At 72.8% G+C, this 19651-nt stretch carries 20 protein-coding genes; 8 read left to right on the top strand and 12 right to left on the bottom strand.

Annotation, left to right across the window (positions count from 1 at the left end):
- Window positions 1-97: 97 nt before the first annotated feature.
- Window positions 98-1051 carry an MmyB family transcriptional regulator gene (locus ACZ4VA_RS07035; protein ID WP_468080181.1) on the top strand — a complete coding sequence of 318 codons (954 nt, stop codon included), beginning with the start codon at window positions 98-100 and terminating at the stop codon, window positions 1049-1051.
- Between the two features lie 58 nt (window positions 1052-1109).
- Here the strand turns inward: ACZ4VA_RS07035 and ACZ4VA_RS07030 are convergent, their stop codons facing one another.
- Window positions 1110-1748, bottom strand: a complete 639-nt coding sequence (locus tag ACZ4VA_RS07030) for a LysE family translocator (RefSeq protein WP_468080179.1) — start codon at window positions 1746-1748, stop codon at window positions 1110-1112.
- 528 nt (window positions 1749-2276) lie between these two features.
- Between ACZ4VA_RS07030 and ACZ4VA_RS07025 the strand changes: the two genes are divergently transcribed.
- The 5 genes from ACZ4VA_RS07025 (at window position 2277) to ACZ4VA_RS07005 (ending at window position 7331) form a co-directional block, all read left to right on the top strand.
- Complete coding sequence (locus tag ACZ4VA_RS07025; RefSeq protein ID WP_356167927.1) at window positions 2277-3638, top strand: cytochrome P450 family protein; 1362 nt, start codon at window positions 2277-2279, stop codon at window positions 3636-3638.
- A gap of 143 nt (window positions 3639-3781) precedes the next feature.
- Complete coding sequence (locus tag ACZ4VA_RS07020; RefSeq protein WP_355796205.1) at window positions 3782-4333, top strand: cysteine hydrolase family protein; 552 nt, start codon at window positions 3782-3784, stop codon at window positions 4331-4333.
- The gene (locus ACZ4VA_RS07015; RefSeq protein WP_388905122.1) at window positions 4330-5262 is read left to right on the top strand and encodes a GlxA family transcriptional regulator; all 933 of its coding nucleotides are present in this window, start codon (window positions 4330-4332) and stop codon (window positions 5260-5262) included. The genes ACZ4VA_RS07020 and ACZ4VA_RS07015 overlap by 4 nt, the downstream gene beginning before the upstream one ends.
- Window positions 5263-5440: 178 nt before the next feature.
- Complete coding sequence (locus tag ACZ4VA_RS07010; protein WP_356167922.1) at window positions 5441-5671, top strand: putative leader peptide; 231 nt, start codon at window positions 5441-5443, stop codon at window positions 5669-5671.
- Window positions 5672-5891: 220 nt separating this feature from the next.
- Window positions 5892-7331: a sulfatase family protein gene (locus ACZ4VA_RS07005; RefSeq protein ID WP_356167919.1), complete on the top strand. Its 1440-nt coding sequence runs from the start codon at window positions 5892-5894 to the stop codon at window positions 7329-7331.
- A 29-nt stretch (window positions 7332-7360) separates the two neighbouring features.
- On the opposite strand, the gene ACZ4VA_RS07000 is transcribed toward ACZ4VA_RS07005, so the two are convergent.
- A complete protein-coding gene (locus tag ACZ4VA_RS07000) occupies window positions 7361-8548 on the bottom strand; it encodes a N(5)-(carboxyethyl)ornithine synthase (protein WP_355794104.1) in 1188 nt (395 codons plus the stop codon).
- Window positions 8549-9089: 541 nt separating this feature from the next.
- Here ACZ4VA_RS07000 and ACZ4VA_RS06995 point away from each other — a divergent pair.
- On the top strand, window positions 9090-10598 hold the full coding sequence (locus ACZ4VA_RS06995; protein WP_468080175.1) for an MFS transporter: 1509 nt from the start codon (window positions 9090-9092) through the stop codon (window positions 10596-10598).
- Window positions 10599-10611: 13 nt separating this feature from the next.
- On the opposite strand, the gene ACZ4VA_RS06990 is transcribed toward ACZ4VA_RS06995, so the two are convergent.
- From ACZ4VA_RS06990 to ACZ4VA_RS06970, 5 genes are all read right to left on the bottom strand, one after another.
- A complete protein-coding gene (locus ACZ4VA_RS06990; protein WP_356167913.1) occupies window positions 10612-10929 on the bottom strand; it encodes a hypothetical protein in 318 nt (105 codons plus the stop codon).
- Between the two features lie 63 nt (window positions 10930-10992).
- Window positions 10993-11214: a DUF6199 family natural product biosynthesis protein gene (locus tag ACZ4VA_RS06985; protein WP_388905129.1), complete on the bottom strand. Its 222-nt coding sequence runs from the start codon at window positions 11212-11214 to the stop codon at window positions 10993-10995.
- A 205-nt stretch (window positions 11215-11419) separates the two neighbouring features.
- Entirely contained in the window at window positions 11420-12223 is an 804-nt protein-coding gene (locus tag ACZ4VA_RS06980; protein WP_356175458.1) for a DUF899 domain-containing protein, read from the bottom strand.
- The gene (locus ACZ4VA_RS06975) at window positions 12195-12578 is read right to left on the bottom strand and encodes an ArsR/SmtB family transcription factor (protein WP_355794940.1); all 384 of its coding nucleotides are present in this window, start codon (window positions 12576-12578) and stop codon (window positions 12195-12197) included. The genes ACZ4VA_RS06980 and ACZ4VA_RS06975 overlap by 29 nt, the downstream gene beginning before the upstream one ends.
- Window positions 12575-13018, bottom strand: coding sequence for an SRPBCC domain-containing protein (locus ACZ4VA_RS06970; protein ID WP_355794937.1), 444 nt, complete (start codon window positions 13016-13018; stop codon window positions 12575-12577). The genes ACZ4VA_RS06975 and ACZ4VA_RS06970 overlap by 4 nt, the downstream gene beginning before the upstream one ends.
- A gap of 173 nt (window positions 13019-13191) precedes the next feature.
- On the opposite strand from ACZ4VA_RS06970, the gene ACZ4VA_RS06965 reads away from it, so the two are divergent.
- Entirely contained in the window at window positions 13192-14178 is a 987-nt protein-coding gene (locus ACZ4VA_RS06965) for an NAD-dependent epimerase/dehydratase family protein (protein WP_452924327.1), read from the top strand.
- A gap of 15 nt (window positions 14179-14193) precedes the next feature.
- Here ACZ4VA_RS06965 and ACZ4VA_RS06960 read toward each other — a convergent pair whose 3' ends face one another.
- The 5 genes from ACZ4VA_RS06960 to ACZ4VA_RS06940 all read right to left on the bottom strand — a co-directional run bounded on the left by ACZ4VA_RS06960 (window position 14194) and on the right by ACZ4VA_RS06940 (window position 19563).
- Window positions 14194-15153: an alpha/beta hydrolase gene (locus ACZ4VA_RS06960; RefSeq protein WP_389389946.1), complete on the bottom strand. Its 960-nt coding sequence runs from the start codon at window positions 15151-15153 to the stop codon at window positions 14194-14196.
- A gap of 220 nt (window positions 15154-15373) precedes the next feature.
- The gene (gene gap, locus ACZ4VA_RS06955) at window positions 15374-16372 is read right to left on the bottom strand and encodes a type I glyceraldehyde-3-phosphate dehydrogenase (RefSeq protein ID WP_356175468.1); all 999 of its coding nucleotides are present in this window, start codon (window positions 16370-16372) and stop codon (window positions 15374-15376) included.
- Between the two features lie 97 nt (window positions 16373-16469).
- Window positions 16470-17426, bottom strand: a complete 957-nt coding sequence (locus tag ACZ4VA_RS06950) for a GlxA family transcriptional regulator (protein ID WP_356175471.1) — start codon at window positions 17424-17426, stop codon at window positions 16470-16472.
- 103 nt (window positions 17427-17529) lie between these two features.
- Window positions 17530-18519, bottom strand: a complete 990-nt coding sequence (locus tag ACZ4VA_RS06945; RefSeq protein ID WP_468080169.1) for a magnesium and cobalt transport protein CorA — start codon at window positions 18517-18519, stop codon at window positions 17530-17532.
- 108 nt (window positions 18520-18627) lie between these two features.
- Window positions 18628-19563 carry a LysR family transcriptional regulator gene (locus tag ACZ4VA_RS06940; RefSeq protein WP_468080167.1) on the bottom strand — a complete coding sequence of 312 codons (936 nt, stop codon included), beginning with the start codon at window positions 19561-19563 and terminating at the stop codon, window positions 18628-18630.
- Window positions 19564-19651: the final 88 nt, after the last annotated feature.

Here is a 19651-nt window from a genome sequence, read left to right as displayed (position 1 = left end):
GACGCCACGTTCGCCCGGGCCCGCGCGGACAACCAGCACCCCCTTCGACGTCGGAACCGTGATCCTGGTACCGGGAGGGCCACGCATACTGGACGGCATGGACGGGGTGGACCGCATCGGGCGAACGGACGGAACGGACAGCGGTGCCGGGGACGGTGACGAACTCCGCACCCCCGGCGTGAGGGGCGGCCCCGGGGACGCGGGGCAGGCGCTGGGCGGTTTTCTGCGCGCGCGCCGAGGCCGTATCGCGCCGGAGCGTGTGGGGCTCTCCGGCGGCCGCCGGCGCCGGGTACGGGGACTGCGCCGCGAGGAGCTGGCCCAGCTGGCCGGCATCAGCGTGGACTACTACGTACGCCTCGAACAGGGGCGGGCCACCCAGCCGTCCCCCGAGGTGCTCGACGGACTGGCCGACGCGCTCGCCCTCGACGCGGCGGAGCGCCGGCACCTGGTCACCCTCGCCGGGGCGCGGCGCGGCCCGGCGCCCCGTGCCCGGGTCAGCCCGCTGCTGCGGCGCCTCCTGGACGGCATGGCGCGGTTCCCCGCCTTCGTCACCGACCACCGGCTCGACGTGGTCGCCTGGAACGCGCTGGGGGCCGAGCTGATCGGCGGTCTCGGGGAGCCGGGCCGCCGGCACGCGAACAACGCCCGGTACCTGTTCCTGGACCCCGTGTCCCGGGCGGTTCATCCGGAGTGGGAGGCGCGGGCGGGAGAGGCCGTCGGCCAGTTGCGGGTCGCGGCCGGCCGCTATCCCGACGACACGGAACTGACCGCGCTCATCGCCGAACTGTCCTCGCGCAGCGCCGACTTCCGCAGGATCTGGGACTCCGGGGAGGTCGTGATGTGCGGTGCGGGCCGCAAGCGGCTGTGCCATCCGGTGACGGGGCCGCTCACCCTCGACTACGAGACGCTGCACGTACCGGCCGAGCCCGGGGAAACGGGCCTGGTGGTCCATGTGTTCAGCGCCGCGGAGGGCGGTGCGGACGCTCGCGCCCTCGACCGGCTCGTGGCTGCGGTGACGGGCACGGCCGGCCTGGCCCGGCCAACCGCGTGACGCCGGACGGGAGTCTCGGCCGGTAACCCCTCCGGCCCGCCGTTGTGATGTGCGGGACTCAGTCCTTGCGGCCGGTCCCCGCGACGGTGACGCCGAGGCCGATCATCGTCAGCCCGCCGACGCCGCCGATCATGGAGAGCCGCCGCGGGGAGTCCGCGAACCAGTTACGCGTGGTGGCCGCGACCAGTCCCCAGACGCTGTCGGACGCCAGCGCGATGACGTTGAAGACCAAGCCGAGCACCAGCATCTGGAGCGTGACGTGTCCCTGGCCCCGGTCGACGAACTGGGGCAGTACGGCGGCGAAGAACACGATGGTCTTGGGGTTGGCCACCCCGACCGCGAAGCCGTCCCACAGTGTGCGCAGGGTGCCGTGAGAGGGGCCGTCACCGGTGAGCGAGGCGCGCAGCGAGCCGCGCTGCCGCACCGCCTTGACGCCCAGGTACACCAGGTAGGCCGCGCCCACCAGCTTCAGCAGCGTGAAGACGAGGACCGAACGCTCCACCACGGTGCCGACCCCTAGCGCCACGGCCACCACGAGGACGTACGCGCCGACGGTGTTGCCCACCACGGTCGTCAGTGCCGCGCGGCGCCCCTGGGCCAGCGCCCGGCCGATCACGAACAGCACGCTGGGGCCGGGGACGACGATCAGCAGGAACGACATGGCGGCGAAGGCCAGCAGTCGGTCGGTAGACACCATGCGGTCATGAAACAGGGGAACCACCTGCGCGCGCAGCCCAATTTCCGTGGGTACCGGGGCCGCTCTCGGGGGTGCGGCTGAGGTGCCAGGGCGCGCGAATGAAACCGGTTGGTCCAAATGTTTCGATCTCTCGTCGCCCTCCCTCCCGCCACCGCCGTGGAACGGGCCAGAATCCGTGCGTAAGGGGGCGTTGTAAAAACCAGCTATCCGGTTTTATTCTTTGGGAGTTCCACGGCTCGTCCCGCCGGGGCATCGACCGGTCGGCGGGCGCATCTCCGCGTATCGCTCTCCACGTGCTGCTGGTCGGCCCCATGGGCCCTTGAGAACGAGGTTGCTCCCGTCCGGCCGGCGCGAACGCCGTGGCTTCCCGGAGTGCCGTGAGCCCTTGCCGCTCTGGCGGGGCTCGCGTCCGGTGCTCGTGATCGTCCTTGGTTCGACCGCACCAGGGCGCGCCGTGTGCGCGCCGTTCGATCCGTCCGTGGTTCTTCGCTGTTCTTCGGTGGTTCTTCGCCGTTCTAGGGGGTTGTGATGTCTGGTGTCGTCGGGTGTCCGTTCGCGGTGGACGCATTGGGGCAGGACGTACAGGGGGAGGCGGCACGCTGGGCCGAGGCGGGCCCGGTCGTACGGGTGACGCTGCCCGGAGGGGTCGAGGCCTGGGCGGTGACCGGCCTGGAGACCATCAAGGAGCTGCTGCGGGACCCCCGCGTGTCCAAGGACGCCTACCGGCACTGGCCCGCCTGGCAGCAGGGCGAGGTCGGCGCCGAGTGGCCGCTGGCGATCTGGGTGTCCGTGCAGAACATGGTCACGGCCTATGGGGAGGACCACCGCCGGCTGCGCAGGCTGGTCGCCTCGGCGTTCACGGCACGGCGGGTCGAGGGCCTGCGGGGCCGGATCGAGGGGATGACCGAGGGCCTCCTCGACGAGCTGGCGGAGCGCGCGGCGCACGGGCCCGTGGACGTGCGGCGGACGTTCGCACAGGAACTCCCGGTCCGCGTCCTGGCCGAACTGTTCGGCATACCGGGCCAGTTCCAGGACGCGCTCGCGCGGATCATCGCCGGCTTCTTCGACACCGGCCTCACCCTCGAACAGGCCCAGCGCAACGGCGTGGACCTGTACCGGACGCTGAGCGCGCTGATCGAGCTCAAGCGGCAGAGCCCCGGGGACGACCTGACCAGCGCGCTGATCGCGGTACGGGACGGGGACGGGGACCAGCTGTCGGAGAAGGAACTCGTCGACAACCTGATCCTGCTCTACACCGCCGGCTACGAGACCACGGTGAACCTGCTCGACCACGCCGTGGCGCTGCTGCTCCAGAACCCCGGCCAGCTGGACCTGGTGCGCGCCGGCCGCGCCTCCTGGGCGGACGTCGTGGAGGAGGCGCTGCGGGTCGAGACCCCGGGAGCCAACGGCATCCTGCGCTACGCCGTCGAGGACATCGAGATCGGCGGCGTCGTGATCCGCAAGGGGGACGCGCTCGTCATCTCGTTCCTGTCGGCGGGACGCGACGCGGACGTCCACGGCGCCGACGCCGGTGTCTTCGACGTGACGCGCCCGACGCGCCGGGAGCACCTGGCGTTCGGCTTCGGCACGCACTTCTGCGTCGGCGCTCCGCTCGCGCGGCTGGAGGCGCAGGTGGCCCTGGAGGGGCTGTTCACCCGGTTCCCGGAGATGACGCTCGCCGTGCCGGCCGAGGAGCTGCGGCCCCTGGAGTCGTTCATCTCCAACGGGCACCGTGAACTCCCCGTGTCACTGGGCGACCCGGCGGACCGGGCCGCGGGTGCGGGTGCGAGTGCGAGTGCGGAGGACGGTCGTCCGGCCGACACGGGAACGAGCGTCGTGCGTGCGGTCGGCTGCCCGGTCGGCGCGGGCGCGGTGCCCGCCGGAGCCTGACGGCCGTGTCGTCGGCGGGGTGGCGGAGACGTGGACGGCGCGTCTCCGCCACCTCGCCGCCGGGGTCCGGTGACCGGATCGTTCCGGTGGCGGCCCTGATCGAGCCTGGGGGCGACGGCTCGGACCAGGTCAGAATGGGTGACATGAACCGAGCGCTGATAGTCGTCGATGTCCAGGAGTCGTTCCGAGCGCGCCCACTGTGGGCGCAGATCTCCAACCCCGAGATCGCCGAGCGGGTCAACCGGCTGGTCGCGCTGGCACGCGCCGCCGGAGACCTCGTGGTGTGGGTCCTGCACACCGAACCGGGCAGCGGTGACGTGTTCGACCCGGAGTCGGGACACGTACGCCTCTTCGAGGAGCTGGGAGCGCCGGCGGAGGGCGAACCGGTCCTCCACAAGACGTCGCACAACGCGTTCACCACGACCAACCTCCAGCAGGTGCTGACCGAGGCGGGGGTCACGGAGCTGTGGGTGTGCGGCATCCGTACGGAGCAGTGCGTGGAGACGACGACCCGGCTGGGCAGCGACCTCGGGTACGGCATGGTGTTCGTCACCGACGCCACGGCGACGAACGCCATCGGCGACCTGTCCGCCGCGGCGATCGTGGAGCGGACGGAAGCGGTCCTCCGCGACCGGTTCGCCCGCATCGCCACGGTGGCGGAACTCGAAGCCGAGCGGAAGGCGCCGGCTGCGTGAGCCGCGTCGTCTTCGTCCTCCTGCCCGGCGTCCACCTGCTCGACCTCGCCGGGCCGGCCCAGGTGTTCAGCACGGCCGCGGACTTCGGGCGCTCCTACGTGCTCGACTACGTGGCCGAGGAGGAGCAGGTCGTCAGCGCCCAGGGCCTGCCGCTGACCGCCCGCACCCGGTGGCCCGAACTGACCCGGGACGACCTCGTCGTCGTACCGGGCTGGCGGGCGCCGACACTGCGCGGGGGTCCCGCGCCGGACGAGGCCACCCTCGGGCACCTGCGCGCGCACCACGCCCGCGGAGGCACCGTCGCCAGTGTCTGCGCGGGCGCCGAGGCGCTCGGCCGGGCCGGCCTGCTGGACGGGCGCCGGTGCACGACCCACCACGACGTGCAGGAGGAGCTGGCGGCCCGTTACCCCCGCGCCCTCGTCGTGCGGGACGTCCTGTTCACCACGGACGACCGGGTCGTCACCTCGGCGGGCATCGCCAGCGGTATCGACCTGGCCCTGCACCTGCTGGCCGTGCGGCATGGCCCCGGCCTCGCGGCACAGGTGGCCCGCGACATGGTGGTGTACGCCCGCCGCAACGGCCACGAGCCCCAGGCGAGCGCCATGCTGCGGCACCGCTCGCACCTGGACGACACCGTCCACCGCGTCCAGGACCTGATCGACGACCGGTTCACCGAACCGCTGCCCCTGAGTACGCTCGCGGCGTCGGCGGGCGTCAGCGAACGCACCCTCACCCGCCTGTTCGGCCGCGCCACGAACGGACTGACCCCGCTGCGCTACCAGCAGACCCTGCGCCTGGAGCGGGCCGAGTACCTGATCGGTCACGGGTCGACGCTGGAGACGGCCGCGCGTGAGGTCGGCTTCGAGGACGCCCGCATGCTCCGGCGTCTGAGGTCCCGCCCGACGCCCGGTGACCTCGCCCAGCTCTGACGGAGCCGCATACGCCATGTCGTGTGCCGTGACGCTGCGGGTTCACTGTCGGCCGACCACTGACACGTAGCGTCCTGCCGGGAGCGAGGGCGGAGCGGGCTCGCTGCGCGTGCGGGTCGGTAGCGATGGCCATGTGGCCTCAGGGCGAGGCCAGTTGCTCCACCTCGCCGCTGGGTGGATGGCAACCGGCTTCGCAGTCACGGGAGTTGGGGACGAGCGGCGCTCGTCGGCCCGCCGGCGCCGGGGGCTCGGCGGTCCGCACTGTGGACCGCCCGTTGACACGTGTTGCCGGGCTTCGGCAGGCTACGCGATCATGCAGCTCGCCAGTGGCCTCAGCGTCACGCTCGTGCGGCGCCGTCACGTCGACCTCGGTCGCATGGCGAGCGCCATCTGTTGCTGCGCCCTCTAGGCTCCGTCCGCCCGGGCCGCACCTAGACAGCATCCGGCCCACGTAGGCCAGTTGTGCCGTCGCGCCAGGACCGCCGCACGACTCTCGTCACCCGCTCCGGGCCGCCGCGTGCCGCCCGCCCGGGTTCCTCCCCTGTGTTCCGCCGACCCGTGCGGGACGGCCGCCGTCACGCCCGCCTGCCGGGTGTCCGCCGCTGCCCGCGCCGAGGAGTTGCCTCGCCATGCCCTCCCCTTCACCCGACCGGTCCGCCCTGTCACGACGCGCCTTCGGCGGCGCGATAGGCGCCGGAGCCGCCACCGCCGCGGTGGGCCTGCCGGCTGCCCCGGCGCACGCGCAGCCCGCCGACGCCGGACAGCACCACGAGCAGCCCTTCCGCGCCGAGACCGGCCGGCACGCGCGGCGGCCCAACATCCTGTTCATCCTCGGCGACGACCTGGGCTGGGCCGACCTGTCCAGCTACGGCGCGCCCCACATCAAGACCCCGCACCTGGACCGACTGGCCCGGCAAGGAGTGCGGTTCACGGACGCCTACGCGGGCTCCGCGACCTGCTCCCCGACGCGCTTCAGCCTCTACACCGGACGCTATCCGGGACGGACCAAGGGCGGCCTCGCCGAGCCGATCGCCGACCGGTCCGACGGACTCGACCCGACCCATCCGACCCTGGCCTCGCTCCTCAAGGGCGTCGGCTACGCGACCGCGCTGATCGGCAAGTGGCACTGCGGCTACCTGCCGGACTACTCGCCCACCAAGTCGGGCTGGGACGAGTTCTTCGGCAACTTCGGCGGTGCGCTGGAGTACTACTCCAAACTCGGACTCGGCGGTGAGTACGACCTCTACGAGGGGGACGCCGAGTACAAGGACCTGCGCTACTACACGCGGATCCTGACCGAGCGGGCCAGTGAGTACGTGCGCCGCGACCACGACCGGCCGTGGCTGCTCAACCTCAACTTCACCACCCCGCACTGGCCGTGGATCGCCGACGGCGACGAGGAGGAGAGCGCCGAGATCGTCCGCCGCATCAAGTCGGGCCAGGGACTGAGGGCGTTGCTGCACACCGACGGCGGATCGGTGGAGAAGTACACGGAGATGGTCCAGGACCTCGACCGCTCGGTGGGCCGCGTCCTCAAGGCACTGAAGGAGTCGGGACAGGAGGAGGACACGCTCGTGTTCTTCGGCTCGGACAACGGCGGTGAGCGCTTCTCCTACCAGTGGCCGCTGTCCGGCGAGAAGTCCTCGCTCCAGGAGGGCGGCATCCGCGTGCCGTCCGTCGTGCGCTGGCCCGCACGTCTGAAGGGCGGACAGGTCAGTCACGTGCCGGTCTTCTCGCCCGACTGGACCGCGACGCTGCTGGAACTGGCCGGCGCCCGCCCGGATCCCGGCCACCCGCTGGACGGCGTCAGCCTCGCCGGATACCTGCTGCGCGGCGAGAGCGTGCCGGAGCGGGACCTGTTCTGGCGGGTGCGGGGCGAGCGGGCGGTGCGCCGCGGCCCGTGGAAGTACTACCGGGGCAAGGGCGGCACCGACCAGCTCTTCGACCTGTCCCGGGACGCGCGGGAGCAGGCCGACCGCTCCGCCGAACACCCGGCGCTGCTGGCCGAGTTGAGGGCCGTGTGGGAGAAGGTGAACGCGGGGCTGCTGCCGTACCCCTCCTCCTCCTGACACGTCCGGCGGGAGCCGGTCCGGCTCGGTCAGGCCGGACGCGCGGGGGACCGCGGCGCCTCAGCGGGTGCCGCGGTCCCGGTGGCGTGCGGATAGGCGGCCGCCCGGTGCTGGAACGAGAGGATCTTCGGGTTCTGCACGACGCCGTCGCGGATCTCGATGGCCTTGCTGACCGTCACGTCGGCGTCCCAGGCGTCGGGGCCGCTCATCACCTTGCGCAGATAGGGGATGAGCGCCTCGCTGATCTCCCAGGTGGCGGAGTTCCACAGGTGTGAGGGGCTGTGGTCCACGCCGTAGTAGTGGCAGCCGGGGCCCACCGTCGGCATGGGGTCCTCGAAGGTGGTCGGCCTCGCCCACTCGAAGCCCATGCCCTCGTCGCAGGAGACGTCGACGAAGAAGGTGCCCTGCCGGAAGGCGTCGAGCTCCGCTTCGTTGACGAACATCAGCGGCGCGTCGGTGTCCTGCCTTATGCAGTTGACGATGATGTCGAACCCGGCGAGGTACTCCGCGAGCGGGACGGGCCCGTTCGGGGTGAGCGCCTGGAGGTGCGAGGGATCGCCGTCGCGCTCCTCGAAGTGCCCCATCACGACCGACGGCATCGGCGAGGCCACCGCCGCCGCGGCCCGCTGGGTCAGCACCGTGACGTCCGAGACGCCCATGGCGCCCAGGCCCGTGACCGCTCCGCGCGCCGTGGCGCCGAAGCTGATGACCACCGCGCGCAGCCTGCGGCCGTAGCTGCCGGTCAGGCCGCCGAGCTGGAGGGCGTGCAGCACCGAGCAGTAGCCGGCGAGCTCGTTGTTCTTGTGGAACACGTGGACGCTGAAGGCGCCCGTGGAGGTCCAGTGGTTCATGGCCTCCCAGGCGATGACGGTCAGTCGCCGGTCGATGCCGATCTGCGTCATCTTCTCGTCCTGCACGCAGTGCGGCCAGCCCCACAGGACCTGGCCCTCGCGCAGCGCGTCGATGTCCTCGTGCACGGGCTTGGGCAGCAGCAGGACGTCGCACTCGGCGAGGAGCTGCTCGCGGGTGCGCAGACCGCCCACGAGCGGCCGCAGGGCGTCGTCGCCGACGCCGAACCGCAGGCCGTAGCCCTCTTCGAGGAAGATCTTCTCGCGCACGTCGGCGTCGACCTTGTCGAGGTGACGCGGGTGCAGGGGCAGCCGGAACTCGTTCTCCTTGCGGGAGGTGGCGAGTACTCCCAGACTCATCAGGCTCATGGCGTTCTCGTCTTTTCACTTATTCGTCGGTACGGGGGCGGCGCGTCCCCGCTGCGGCTGAGCGGTCGGCGGTCGTGGCTTCGGGCGATCGCGGGTGCCGGGGCCGGACGTGCGGGCATTGCACGGCTGGGGCCCGACCGGTCCGGAGGGGTCACTGCGGGCGGGCAGGGCCGCCACGGGCAGGAAGTCCGCTACTGGCGGGCGCGGGCCGGGCTGCGGAGGGCGGGGCGGGAGTGCGAGCCGGTGAGCATGGGGCGGCTTCATTTCCGGCCGGACCACACGTGTCCGGCGATTGCCGTTCCCCGAGGGCGACGCCGATACGGATGACGGCGTGCGAGGTGCGCTCGGTACCGCAACCGTACCTCCGCCGGGACCCCGCGAGAGCCGGCCCCGCCGTCCCCGGCGCCGGGGACGGCGCGCCCCCGCGTCGTCCCGCCCGCCGTTTGAGTTTGTTTGGGCCGTTGTGTACGGGTGACGCATACATGGATGTGACGCCCGGTTCCCGGTGGGTGCGGGCTCGGTCCGGTGGAAAGGGGCATGCGTGAAGCGCGGTGCGCGGGCGGGTGAGCCGGCCCAGGACGGACGGCGGACGGGTGAGCGCCCTGACCCGAACCGGTGGCGGGCCCTGTGGGCCACCCTGGTCGCCGGGTTCATGAGCCTGCTCGACGTCACGATCGTGGCGGTCGCCCTGCCGTCCCTGCAGCGCGACCTCGGCGCGTCGGCGGCGTCCGTGCAGTGGGTCGTGTCCGGCTACGCCCTGGCGTTCGCGCTCGCGCTGGTGACGGCGGGCCGCATCGGTGACGCCGTCGGCCGGCGTCGTGTCTTCCTGTGGGCGCTGGCGGCTTTCGTGGTGTGCAGTGCCGTCGCGGGCGCCGCCCCCTCGATCATGTGGCTCGTGGTGGCCCGCCTCGCGCAGGGCGTCGCCGCGGGCTGCCTCGCTCCGCAGAACTCCGCCCTGATCCAGCAGATGTTCGAGGGGGAGGAGCGTGGCCGGGCCTTCGGCCTGTTCGGTGCCACCGTCGGGATCTCCAGTGCCGTCGGCCCCGTGACCGGCGGCCTCATCCTCGCCCTGGCCGACGGCTGGCGCTGGATCTTCTACGTCAACGTCCCGGTGGGCGCGCTCGCGCTCCTGCTCGGCAGCCGTCTCCTGCCCCGGGTGGCACCCGGCCGCCGCGGACACCTGGATCTGCCGGGCGTCGCCCTGCTGGGCGCCGGAGTGCTGGCGCTCATGCTGCCGCTGGTCCTCGCCGAGGCCGACGGTATCCGCCGGCTCTGGTGGCTGTTCCCCGCCGGGCTGGCGCTGCTGGCCGCTTTCGCGAGGTGGGAGCGGCGGGTCGCGGCCCGGGGCGGGGAACCGCTGCTCGATCCCAGGCTGCTCACCGAGACACCGGGCTACGCGGCCGGTGCGGGCATCGCCACGCTGTACTTCGTCGGGTTCAGCGGGGTGTGGCTGGTGTTCGCGCTCTTCTTCCAGAACGGGCTCGACTACTCACCGCTCCGCTCGGGTCTTTCCGTGACCCCGTTCGCCGTCGGCTCGGCGGCCGCGGCGGTGGTGGCGGGGCGGCTCGTGGAGCGGCTGGGCAGGCTGCTGACGGTGCTCGGCCTCACCGGTGTCGTCCTCGGCCTGGGCGCGGCCGCCCTGATCCTGAAGTTCGTACCGCCGGGGACGGCCGTCTGGTGGGCGGCGCCCGCCCTGTTCGTCGGGGGGATCGGCAGCGGCTGCGTCATCTCCCCGAACGTCACCATGACCCTGCGCGACGTCCCGGTGCGGATGGCGGGAGCGGCGGGCGGCGCCCTGCAGACGGGGCAGCGCCTGGGCGGGGCGGTGGGCACGGCGGCTCTCCCGGGACTGTTCTACCTCGTCCTCGGAGCGAACGGCCACGACTACCGCACCGCCGTGGCGGTGTCCGTCGGCACCGGGATCCTCGCCATGCTCGCCGCCCTCGCGGCCGCCGTCCTCGACTGGCGCCGCGACCGGGGGCCGAACGGGGGCACCGGCCCGGCGGACCGGGCGGGCGGTCACAGCCACACCCACGCGAGCCGGTGCTGACCCGTCCCGCGGCCTAGAACTCGCGGTCGATACCCGTCACGGAGGCCGGGCCCAGCGGTGCGTCCTGCTCGGTGAACCCGCTGTCCCGCAGCGCGCCGGAGACGAGCCGCACCGCCTCGGTCTCCGCGCTCGACGCGTCCGCGGCGTCCACCTCGACCCGCACGGAGAACATGCCGCCGTCCTCGACGGTCAGCAGGTTCAGCTCCTCGCTCTCGCCCAGGTCCGTGTTCTTCGGGTCCTGCGGGCGCAGCCGGCGCACCACGTCGGCGCGCGCGGTGTCGCTGACGCCGTGCACGAAGGTACCGGGGACGGTGATGATGAAGGTGGTCACAAAGAACTCCTTACGTGTACGCCCCCGCCGCGGCAGGGGCGTCGAACTTGCCGTGGGCCGCCGTCACTGTCCCTGGAGATTCTGGACGAGCATCCAGGCGGCGCCCGCGAGAAACACCGCGCCGGAGATCCGCATCATCAGATAGCCCTTGCGTGTCGGCTCGGTGGCGTCGTAGTCCCGGACGAAGGGCCGCTGCAGGGGACGGTTGGCTCTCCACAGCAGTCTCGGGCGGACGACCTGTATCAGGCCCACTACCAGGAACACGCACAGCATGACGGTGACCAACGGATCCTCCCGAGGTGCGCCGGGCGTGGGACGCCCGAGACTCTGTCGGTTGCGTGGCCGTTCGTGTACCCCGCATCACGGCGGGCACCCGGAACGGGTTTCGTCCGGGCGCCCGCTCCCGCGGTCGACCCGGCGCGGTGAGGTGCGGGCACGCCGGGTGGCCGGCGGCGCTCCGTGGAGCGCCGCCGGCCACCGTGCGCGGAGGTCACCCGCAGCAGCTGTGCCGCGCGGGCGCGGCGGGTTCGGGCGTGCTGTCGTACTCGTCGTGGCGGCGCCACCAGAAGCCGTTCTCGTTGCGGCCGAGCGGCGCGCGGTCGAGCCACTGGTACATGCCCCACAGCGCGTCCACGCCCCGCTCGTACGCCGAGTAGGTGTGGTACACCTCCCCGCCGTCGCGTACGAAGGCGCTGACGCCCGGGCCTTCCTGCCGGTACGTCGCCCAGTCGGTGCCCACGCTCGCGGCGATCTCGTCGAGGAAGGGGGTCTCCACGCCCTCCGGCGGCCGGAAGTCCACGGTGCGGAAGTTGTAGTCGACGGCTCCCGACTCCCACTGCTCCCGGGTGTGCGAGGTCTTGAAGTCGTAGGCGAAGTCACCTCCGGCGGTGGACACCCAGGGGAAGCTCCAGCCCATCCGCTCCTTGTAGCGGCTCAGTCGGGCGAGCGGCGCCTGCGAGACGGCGCACAGCGTGACGTCGTGGTGCGCGAGGTGGACGACGGAGCCGTCGAAGCCGTCCGCGACGGCCGAGCAGGACGGGCACCCCGCCGTGTACTCGGGTCCGAACATGAAGTGGTAGACGATCAGTTGGGAACGTCCCGCGAAGAGGTCCGGGAGGGACACGGTGCCCTCGTCCGACTCGAAGCGGTACTCCTTGTCGATCCGGACCCAGGGCAACTCCTGCCGCCGCCGCGCCAGTTCGTCGCTGCGCCGGGTCAGCTCCTTCTCCGCTTCGAGCAGTTCCAGCCGCGCGGAGAGCCACTCCTCACGGGTTCCGGTCCGGTGAGCGGTCATGACCTGCCTCCTGTCGCTCCGCCGCCTCGGCGACGCGTTTGATGTTCGCCAGCCTGCGGTCCCACTCGCTCGCGAGTGCGGCCATCCACCGCGCCGTCGCGTCCAGGGCCGCGGGGCGCACCGCGTACCGCACCTCCCGGCCCACCCGGCCGCCGGTCACCAGCCCGGCGGCGTCCAGCACGGCGAGGTGCTTGACCACCGCCTGCCGGGACACCGGCAGGCCTTCGGCGAGGGTCGTGGCGGTGGCCTCACCCTGCGCGGCGAGCAGTTCGAGCAGGTGCCGCCGGGTCGTGTCGGCGAGCGCGACGAGGACGTCGTCGACCGCCGCGGCGGCACCGTCACGTTCCTCCGTCACACCGACCGTTCCGCGCGCGTCTTGAGGGCGTCGAGCTCGAGCGGCCAGCCCTCGCTGTGGTCCTTGTGGTTCTGGACGCGCAGGTCCTCGGCGCCGGCCAGCTGTGCGAACCCGCTCTCGACGACCCGCAGCCGCGTCCGGTCGCCCTCCTGGGCCAGCGTGAACTCCACGAGGGTGCTGTTGTCCTCGCGCAGCTCCTCGCCGGGGAACGCGCTGGTCCAGCGGTACGACAGATACGTCGGCGGCCGGACCTTCTCGACCCGCACCGGGAAGTCGCCGTGCTCGGGGTTCCGCGCCACCATCGTCTCGCCCTCCCGGGCCACGGTGCCGGGCAGGCTCGCCTTGTCGGCCACCCAGAAGCCGGGCTGCGCCACCAGCGACCAGACGCGCTCCAGGGGTGCCTCGATCAGCGTCTCGCGTTCGATCCGGTCCTCGCTCATGGCCGTACTCCTTGCTTCGTCGTCGTCATCGAGTGCAACTCCACGGTTGCACGTCGAACCGTCATGCGCAACCCCAGAGTTGCACGTTCGGATGCGCGCCTCCCGAGCGGCACCCGATCTGCTGTCAGCCGATTGCTCTGGGCGCCCGGCACCGCCGCTGCTTGGCTGTGGACATGGAGATCCTGATACTCGGCGGTACGGCCTGGCTGGGACGCGAACTGTCGCGTCAGGCGATCGAGCGCGGCCACCACGTGACCTGCCTCGCACGGGGCGAGAGCGGCGCGGTCGCGGACGGAGCGGTCCTGGTGCCCGCCGACCGGCGCGAGCCCTCGGCGTACGAGCCGCTGCTCGACCGGATCTGGGACGCGGTGATCGAGGTGTCCTGGCAGCCGGGGTTCGTCCGCGACGCGCTGGGCGCGCTGGGCGCCAGGGCGCGGCACTGGACGTACGTCTCCTCCATCAGCGCCTACGCCTCGCACGCCGAGCCGGACGCCGACGAGTCCGCGGCCCTGCTCGCCGCCACCGACCTCGCCGAGGCCGACCGTGCCCTCTACGGGGAGGCGAAGGCCGCCTGCGAGCAGGCGTCGGCCGCCGCCGTCGGCGACCGGCTCCTCGTCGCCCGCGCCGGCCTCATCGGGGGTCCGGGCGACGACAGCGGGCGATCGGGTTACTGGGTGGCCCGCGCCGCACGCGATCCGCACGCGCCGCTGCTGGTCCCCGGCAGGCCGGCCCTGCCGACACAGGCCGTGGACGTACGCGATCTCGCCGCCTGGCTGCTGGACAGCGCGCGGGACGGGACCACGGGCACGTACGACGCCGTAGGCCCGGCCGTACCCCTGGGGGAGTGGATCGAGTTGTCGCGGTCCCTGGGCGGGCACACCGGTCCCGTCGTCACCGCCGAACCGGCATGGCTGCTCGCCAACGGCGTGGCCGAGTACATGGGGGAGGAGTCGCTGCCGATGTGGGTGGCCGACCCGGACTGGCAGGGGTGGTCGGCCCGGAGCGGGGCGGCGGCGCGGGCGGCGGGTCTGACCCACCGGCCCCGGGCGGACCTGCTCGCCGACACCCTGGCGTGGGAACGCGGGCGGGGCCTGGACCGGCCCCGGCGGGCCGGTCTCAGCGCGCGGCGCGAGCGGGAGCTGCTCGACGCGCTGGGCTGACCGTCCCGCCGGGGTTCAGGAGCCGAGCAGGCGTCGCAGCCACGCCAGCCGGGCCGCGCGGGCCTGCCGGGACAGGGCCGCCTCCGGTACGAGCGCGTCGAAACCGTGGAAGCCCCCCGGCCACACGTGCAGTTCCGCCTCCCCGCCGGCCCGCCAGATGGCCTCGGCGTAGCCGATGTCCTCGTCGCGGAAGGTCTCCGCGGAGCCCACGTCCACGAAGGCGGGCGGCAGGCCGCTCAGATCCTCCGCCCTGGCCGGGGCGGCGTAGGGGGAGACGTCGCCGGAAGTCCGCCGCTCGCCCAGCAGCGCGGTCCAGCCGGTGTCGTTGGACGCCCGGTCCCACATGCCCCGGTCGGCCATCTGCCGGGCGGAGAAGGTGTCGTTGCGGTCGTCGAGCATCGGACACATGAGGAGCTGCCCCAGCAGCCGGGGGCCCTTCTCGTCGCGGGCGCGCAGGGCCAGGGCGGCGGCGAGCCCGCCGCCGGAACTCTGCCCGGCCACGACGATCCGGTCGGGGTCCCCGCCGACGAGGGAGGCGTGGGCGGCGGTCCACTCCAGGCCCGCGTAACAGTCGTCGATTGGGGCGGGGTGCGGGTTCTCGGGCGCGAGGCGGTACTCGACGGAGACCACGACCAGCCCCAGCTCCTCCGCCCAGTCGAGCGGTCCGTCGACGCCGACCCGGTTGTCACCGGTGACCATGCCTCCGCCGTGCACGAAGTACACGACGGGCAGCGGGCCCCGGGCGGCGGCAGGGCGGCAGACCAGCAGGGAGACCGGGGGCGCGCCGGGGGGACCCGGGACCTCGCGGTCCTCCACGGTGAAGGTCCCCTCGCGGCTCAGCACCTCGTCCGTGGGCCGGAGCGCGGCCCCGACCTCGCGGCTGTCGGGCACCAGGTCGGGCGTGAGCGGGGACGGCGCGAACTCCGCGAGGGCGACGGCGAGTTCCCTGTCGAAGGGCGGGGGTGTCATGGTCACGGCTCACACTCTCCAGGTCGTGGCGCGCAGGTCGCGGAGCGACGCGCGGGTCGGCCGGATCGCGGTGAGGCGGTGACCGGCCCCGGGCCACCTTCTGTGCTGCCCCGTCACGAGGCAGTCATGTCGGCGACCCGCCGGCGGCCCGTACGTGCTGTCCGGCGGCCGGAGACCTGCCGCGCTCCGGCGCCGGACCCTGGTCGGTGCTACCGCTCGTCAGCCGTCAGTGGCCGGCGAGCAGTTCGAGCGTGTCGATGACACGGTTCGAGAAGCCCCACTCGTTGTCGTACCAGGCGACCACCTTGATGTGGCGGCCGTCGACACGGGTGAGAGCCGAGTCGAAGATCGAGGAGGCCGGGTTGCCCGTGATGTCCGAGGACACCAGCGCGTCCTCCGAGTACTCCAGGACGCCCGCGAGGGGGCCCTCCGCCGCGGTGCGGTACGCGGCCAGCACCTCCTCGCGCGTCACGTCGCGGGCGACGGTCGTGTTGAGCTCCACGATCGAGCCCACGGGGACCGGCACCCGGATCGAGTCGCCGGACAGCTTGCCGTCCAGGTTGGGCAGCACGTGCCCGATCGCCTTGGCGGCACCCGTCGTCGTCGGCACGATGTTGGCCGCGGCGGCACGCGCGCGGCGGGCGTCGCGGTGCGGGCCGTCCTGGAGGTTCTGCTCCTGCGTGTAGGCGTGCACCGTCGTCATGAAGCCGTGCTCGATGCCGGCGAGCTCGTCGAGCACCGCGGCCAGCGGCGCGAGCGCGTTGGTCGTGCAGGAGGCGTTCGAGACGATCGTGTGCGTCGCGGGGTCGTACGCGTCGTTGTTGACGCCGAACGCGAGCGTGACGTCCGCGCCGTCGGAGGGCGCGCTGACGAGCACCTTCTTCGCGCCCGCGTCCAGGTGGGCCCGCGCCGCCTCGGCCGAGGTGAAGCGGCCGGTCGCCTCCAGCACGATGTCGACCTCCAGCTCCGCCCAGGGCAGCTTCGCAGGTTCCCGTTCGGCGAGCACCTTGATGCGACGGCCGTCCACGACGAGGGTGTCCCCGTCGGCGGACACGGGCCGGCCGAGCCGCCCGGCGGTCGTGTCGAAGGCGAGCAGCCGCGCGAGGGCTGCGGGTTCGGTGAGGTCGTTCACGGCGACGACCGTGAGGTCGCTGTCGCGTTCGAGCAGGGCGCGCAGCACGTTGCGTCCGATGCGGCCGAATCCGTTGATGGCGATGCGAGTCATGAGTGGTGTCCCTTCGTCTCCCCACCAGGTTCGCGTGCGCCCGCCCGGCGTGGCAGCGGCGTGAATGCCACGATCCGAAAGGATCGCGCCAGGGCCCCTACCGGTCCTGCGCGAAGGTGCGCCGGTACTCGCTCGGAGTGGTGCCGAGGACGCGCTGGAAGTGCAGCCGCAGATTCACCCCGGTGCCCAGGCCGACGTCGGCGGCGATCTGCTCGACACCGCGCTGCGAACGCTCCAGCAGCTCACGGGCCATGTCGATGCGGGCGCGCATCACCCACTGCATGGGCGTGTAGCCGGTGTCCTCCACGAAGCGGCGCGAGAGCGTGCGCGGTGACACTCCCGCGTGCCGGGCGAGCACGGTGAGGGTCAGGGGCTCGTCCAGCCGGTGCAGCGCCCACTCGCGGGTTGCGGCGAACCGCTCCCCGAGCGGCTCGGGCACACTCCGGGGCACGTACTGCGCCTGCCCGCCGCTGCGGTAGGGGGCCGCGACCAGCCGCCGGGCCGCGTGGTTCGACGCGGCCACCCCGAGGTCGCCGCGCAGGATGTGCAGGCACAGGTCGATGCCGGAGGCGGCGCCCGCCGAGGTGAGCACGCTGCCCTCGTCGACGAACAGCACGTTCTCGTCGACCCGGACGAGCGGACGCTTCATGGCGAGGGCCCGCGTGTAGTGCCAGTGCGTGGTAGCGCGTCTGCCGTCGAGCAGACCCGTGGCGGCGAGCGCGAAGGCACCGGTCGAGATCGCTGCGAGCCGCGCGCCCCGCGCGTGGGCGGCGATCAGCGCGTCCAGGACCTCCCGCGGCGGGTCGTCCCGGTCCGGGAACCGGTACCCGGGGACGAACACGATGTCGGCCCACGCGAGCGCTTCGAGGCCGTGCGCGACGGCGTACGACAGGCCGTCGCCGCCGGTCACGAGCCCCGGCGCCGCGCCGCACACCCGTACCTCGTACGGCATGCTCGCCCGGGTCGTGAACACCTGGGCGGGGATGCCCACGTCGAGCGGTTTCGCACCCTCCAGCACGAGGACGGCGACGCGTTTCAGTCGGGAAGCTGGCACGGGAGAAGCCTACGAGGGGCACGGCGCCGGGCCGTTCGCCCGCACCGGCGGCGGGACGCGCGTGGGCCGGGGAAGCCGGACTCGGCCGTCCCGCCCGCCGGACTCAGAGCCAGCCGTTGCGGCGGAAGGTCCGGTGCAGGAGGGTGGCGGCGGTCACCATGACGGCGACGGCGAGCGGATAGCCGTACGTCCAGCTCAGTTCCGGCATGTGCGCGAAGTTCATGCCGTAGATGCCGGCGACGAGGGTGGGGGTGGCCAGGATCGCGGCCCACGCCGAGATACGGCGCATGTCGTCGTTCTGCCAGGTCCCCACCCGGGCGAGATGGGCGTCGAGGACGGAGTTCAGCAGCTCGTCCAGGGAACGCACCTCGGTGTCGGTGCGGTGCATGTGGTCGGCCACGTCGCGGAAGTACGGCAGCATCTCCTCGGGCCACTCCGCGCGGGGCCCGGCGAAGTCCTGCACCACCGGCACCAGCGGCCGCACGGCGTCCTGGAATTCCAGGACCTCCCGCTTGAGCGAGTAGATCTGCTCGGTCAGGTCCTCGCGGCCCGGCGCGAAGACGCTGCGCTCCAGCGTCGTCAGGTCGGTGCGGACCTGCACGGACGCGTCGAGGTAGGAGTCGACGACGGTGTCCAGGACCGCGTGCAGCACGGCGGCCGGGCCGAACCGCAGCATCTCCGGTGTGTCGTCCAGCCGCCGGGACGCCTCGGCGACCGGATCGGCCGAGCCGTGGCGGACGGTCAGCGCGAACCGGGGCCCGGTGAAGACCATGACCTCGCCCGTCTCCACGTCGGAGCCGTCCGCGACGTACCAGAGCGTCTTCAGCGCCACCACGAGCACGTCGCCGTAACGCTCCCGCTTCGGGCGCTGGTGCGCCTGGACGGCGTCCTCCACCGCCAGGGGGTGCAGGCCCAGCGGACCGGCCAGTTCCGTCAGGTCGGACGGGTCCGGATCGTCCATCTGGACCCAGCAGAACTCCTGCTCCCCGACCCGCTTCAAGCTCTCCAGCACGGCCTTCAGGCCGCCGTCGGTCTGCTCGCAGTCGACCTGCTCGGGTGCGCCCTGCGACTCGCGGTAGATAAGACACCTCATGACACACACCTGCACCGACGCGGCGATTGCATGCCTGCGTGGCGGGAAGGAAACGCCGCTGCCCGGGAAGCGCGTCCCCGGTCGAGGCAAGGTGCCGCACGCACACGCTCAGGCCCCCTCGGGTCCCTCGCCGTCCTCGTCGGCGGGAGAGCACGCGTCCCGCAGGGCCGTGCGGGCATGCGCGCGCAGCCAGGCGTGGGCCGGGTCGTTGTCGTAGCGCCGGTGCCAGGCGAGGTGGACGGGGATGCGGGGCATGGGCAGCGGCAGCGGCCGGACGACGAGGCCGAGACCGTCCAGCAGGGGCCGGCTGACGAGTTCGGGGACCGCCGCGACGAGGTCGTGATGACGGACGAACTGCAGCGCCGTGGCGTTGGTGGGAGCGGCGGCCACCACCCGACGGGTCATGCCCCGGGCCTCCAGAGCGTCGTCGAGGGGGTCGCGCAGCCGTCCCCGCCGGGAGACGGTGATGTGCTCGGCGGACGCGTAGTCCTCGAGGGTGAGCGGTCCGTGGCACAGGGGGTGCGCCGGGCGCAGGACGAGGACGAGCCGGTCGTGGCCCACGGCCTCGTGGCGGACGTCGGGCGAGGAGGGTTCACCGGCGCCGGCCTCCAGGTCGACGTCCCCTCGCCGCGGGTCCTGGGTGTCGGTGGCGGCCTCGGCGAGGAAGCGCAGTCGCGCACCGGGGGCGTCGGCACGCAGGGCGCCGAGCAGGGCGGGACCGGCCGCGGCGGCGAGGGCGTCGTGCCATTTCAGGACGAAGGTCCGCCGCAGCGCCGCCAGGTCGACCTCGGTGTGCGGGGACAGGACCGCCTGGGCCTGCTGCACCAGCTCGTGCACGGTCGCGCGCAGGGCGAGGGCACGTGGGGTGGGGGTCATCGTCCGGCCGGTGCGCACGAGGATCTCGTCCCCGGTGGCCCGCCGGATGCGGCCCAGGGTGCGGCTCATGGCGGGAGTCGAGACATGGAGGCGGGCGGCGGCGTCCGTCACGCTGCCCTCCTCCAGCAGCGCGTCGAGCGCGGTGAGCAGATTCAGGTCCAGTTGCATATGGGTAAATCCAGTCGTAACTAGATTGCATTTGATGTTAATGATGCCTGGTCCTAACGTCGAAGGCGAGCGGCCGGGAGGCCGCACC

The sequence above is a fragment of the Streptomyces sp. NPDC028308 genome, from assembly GCF_055565855.1.
Note: the sequence above shows the minus strand (reverse complement) of the source record. Positions and strands in the feature narration are given on the sequence as shown.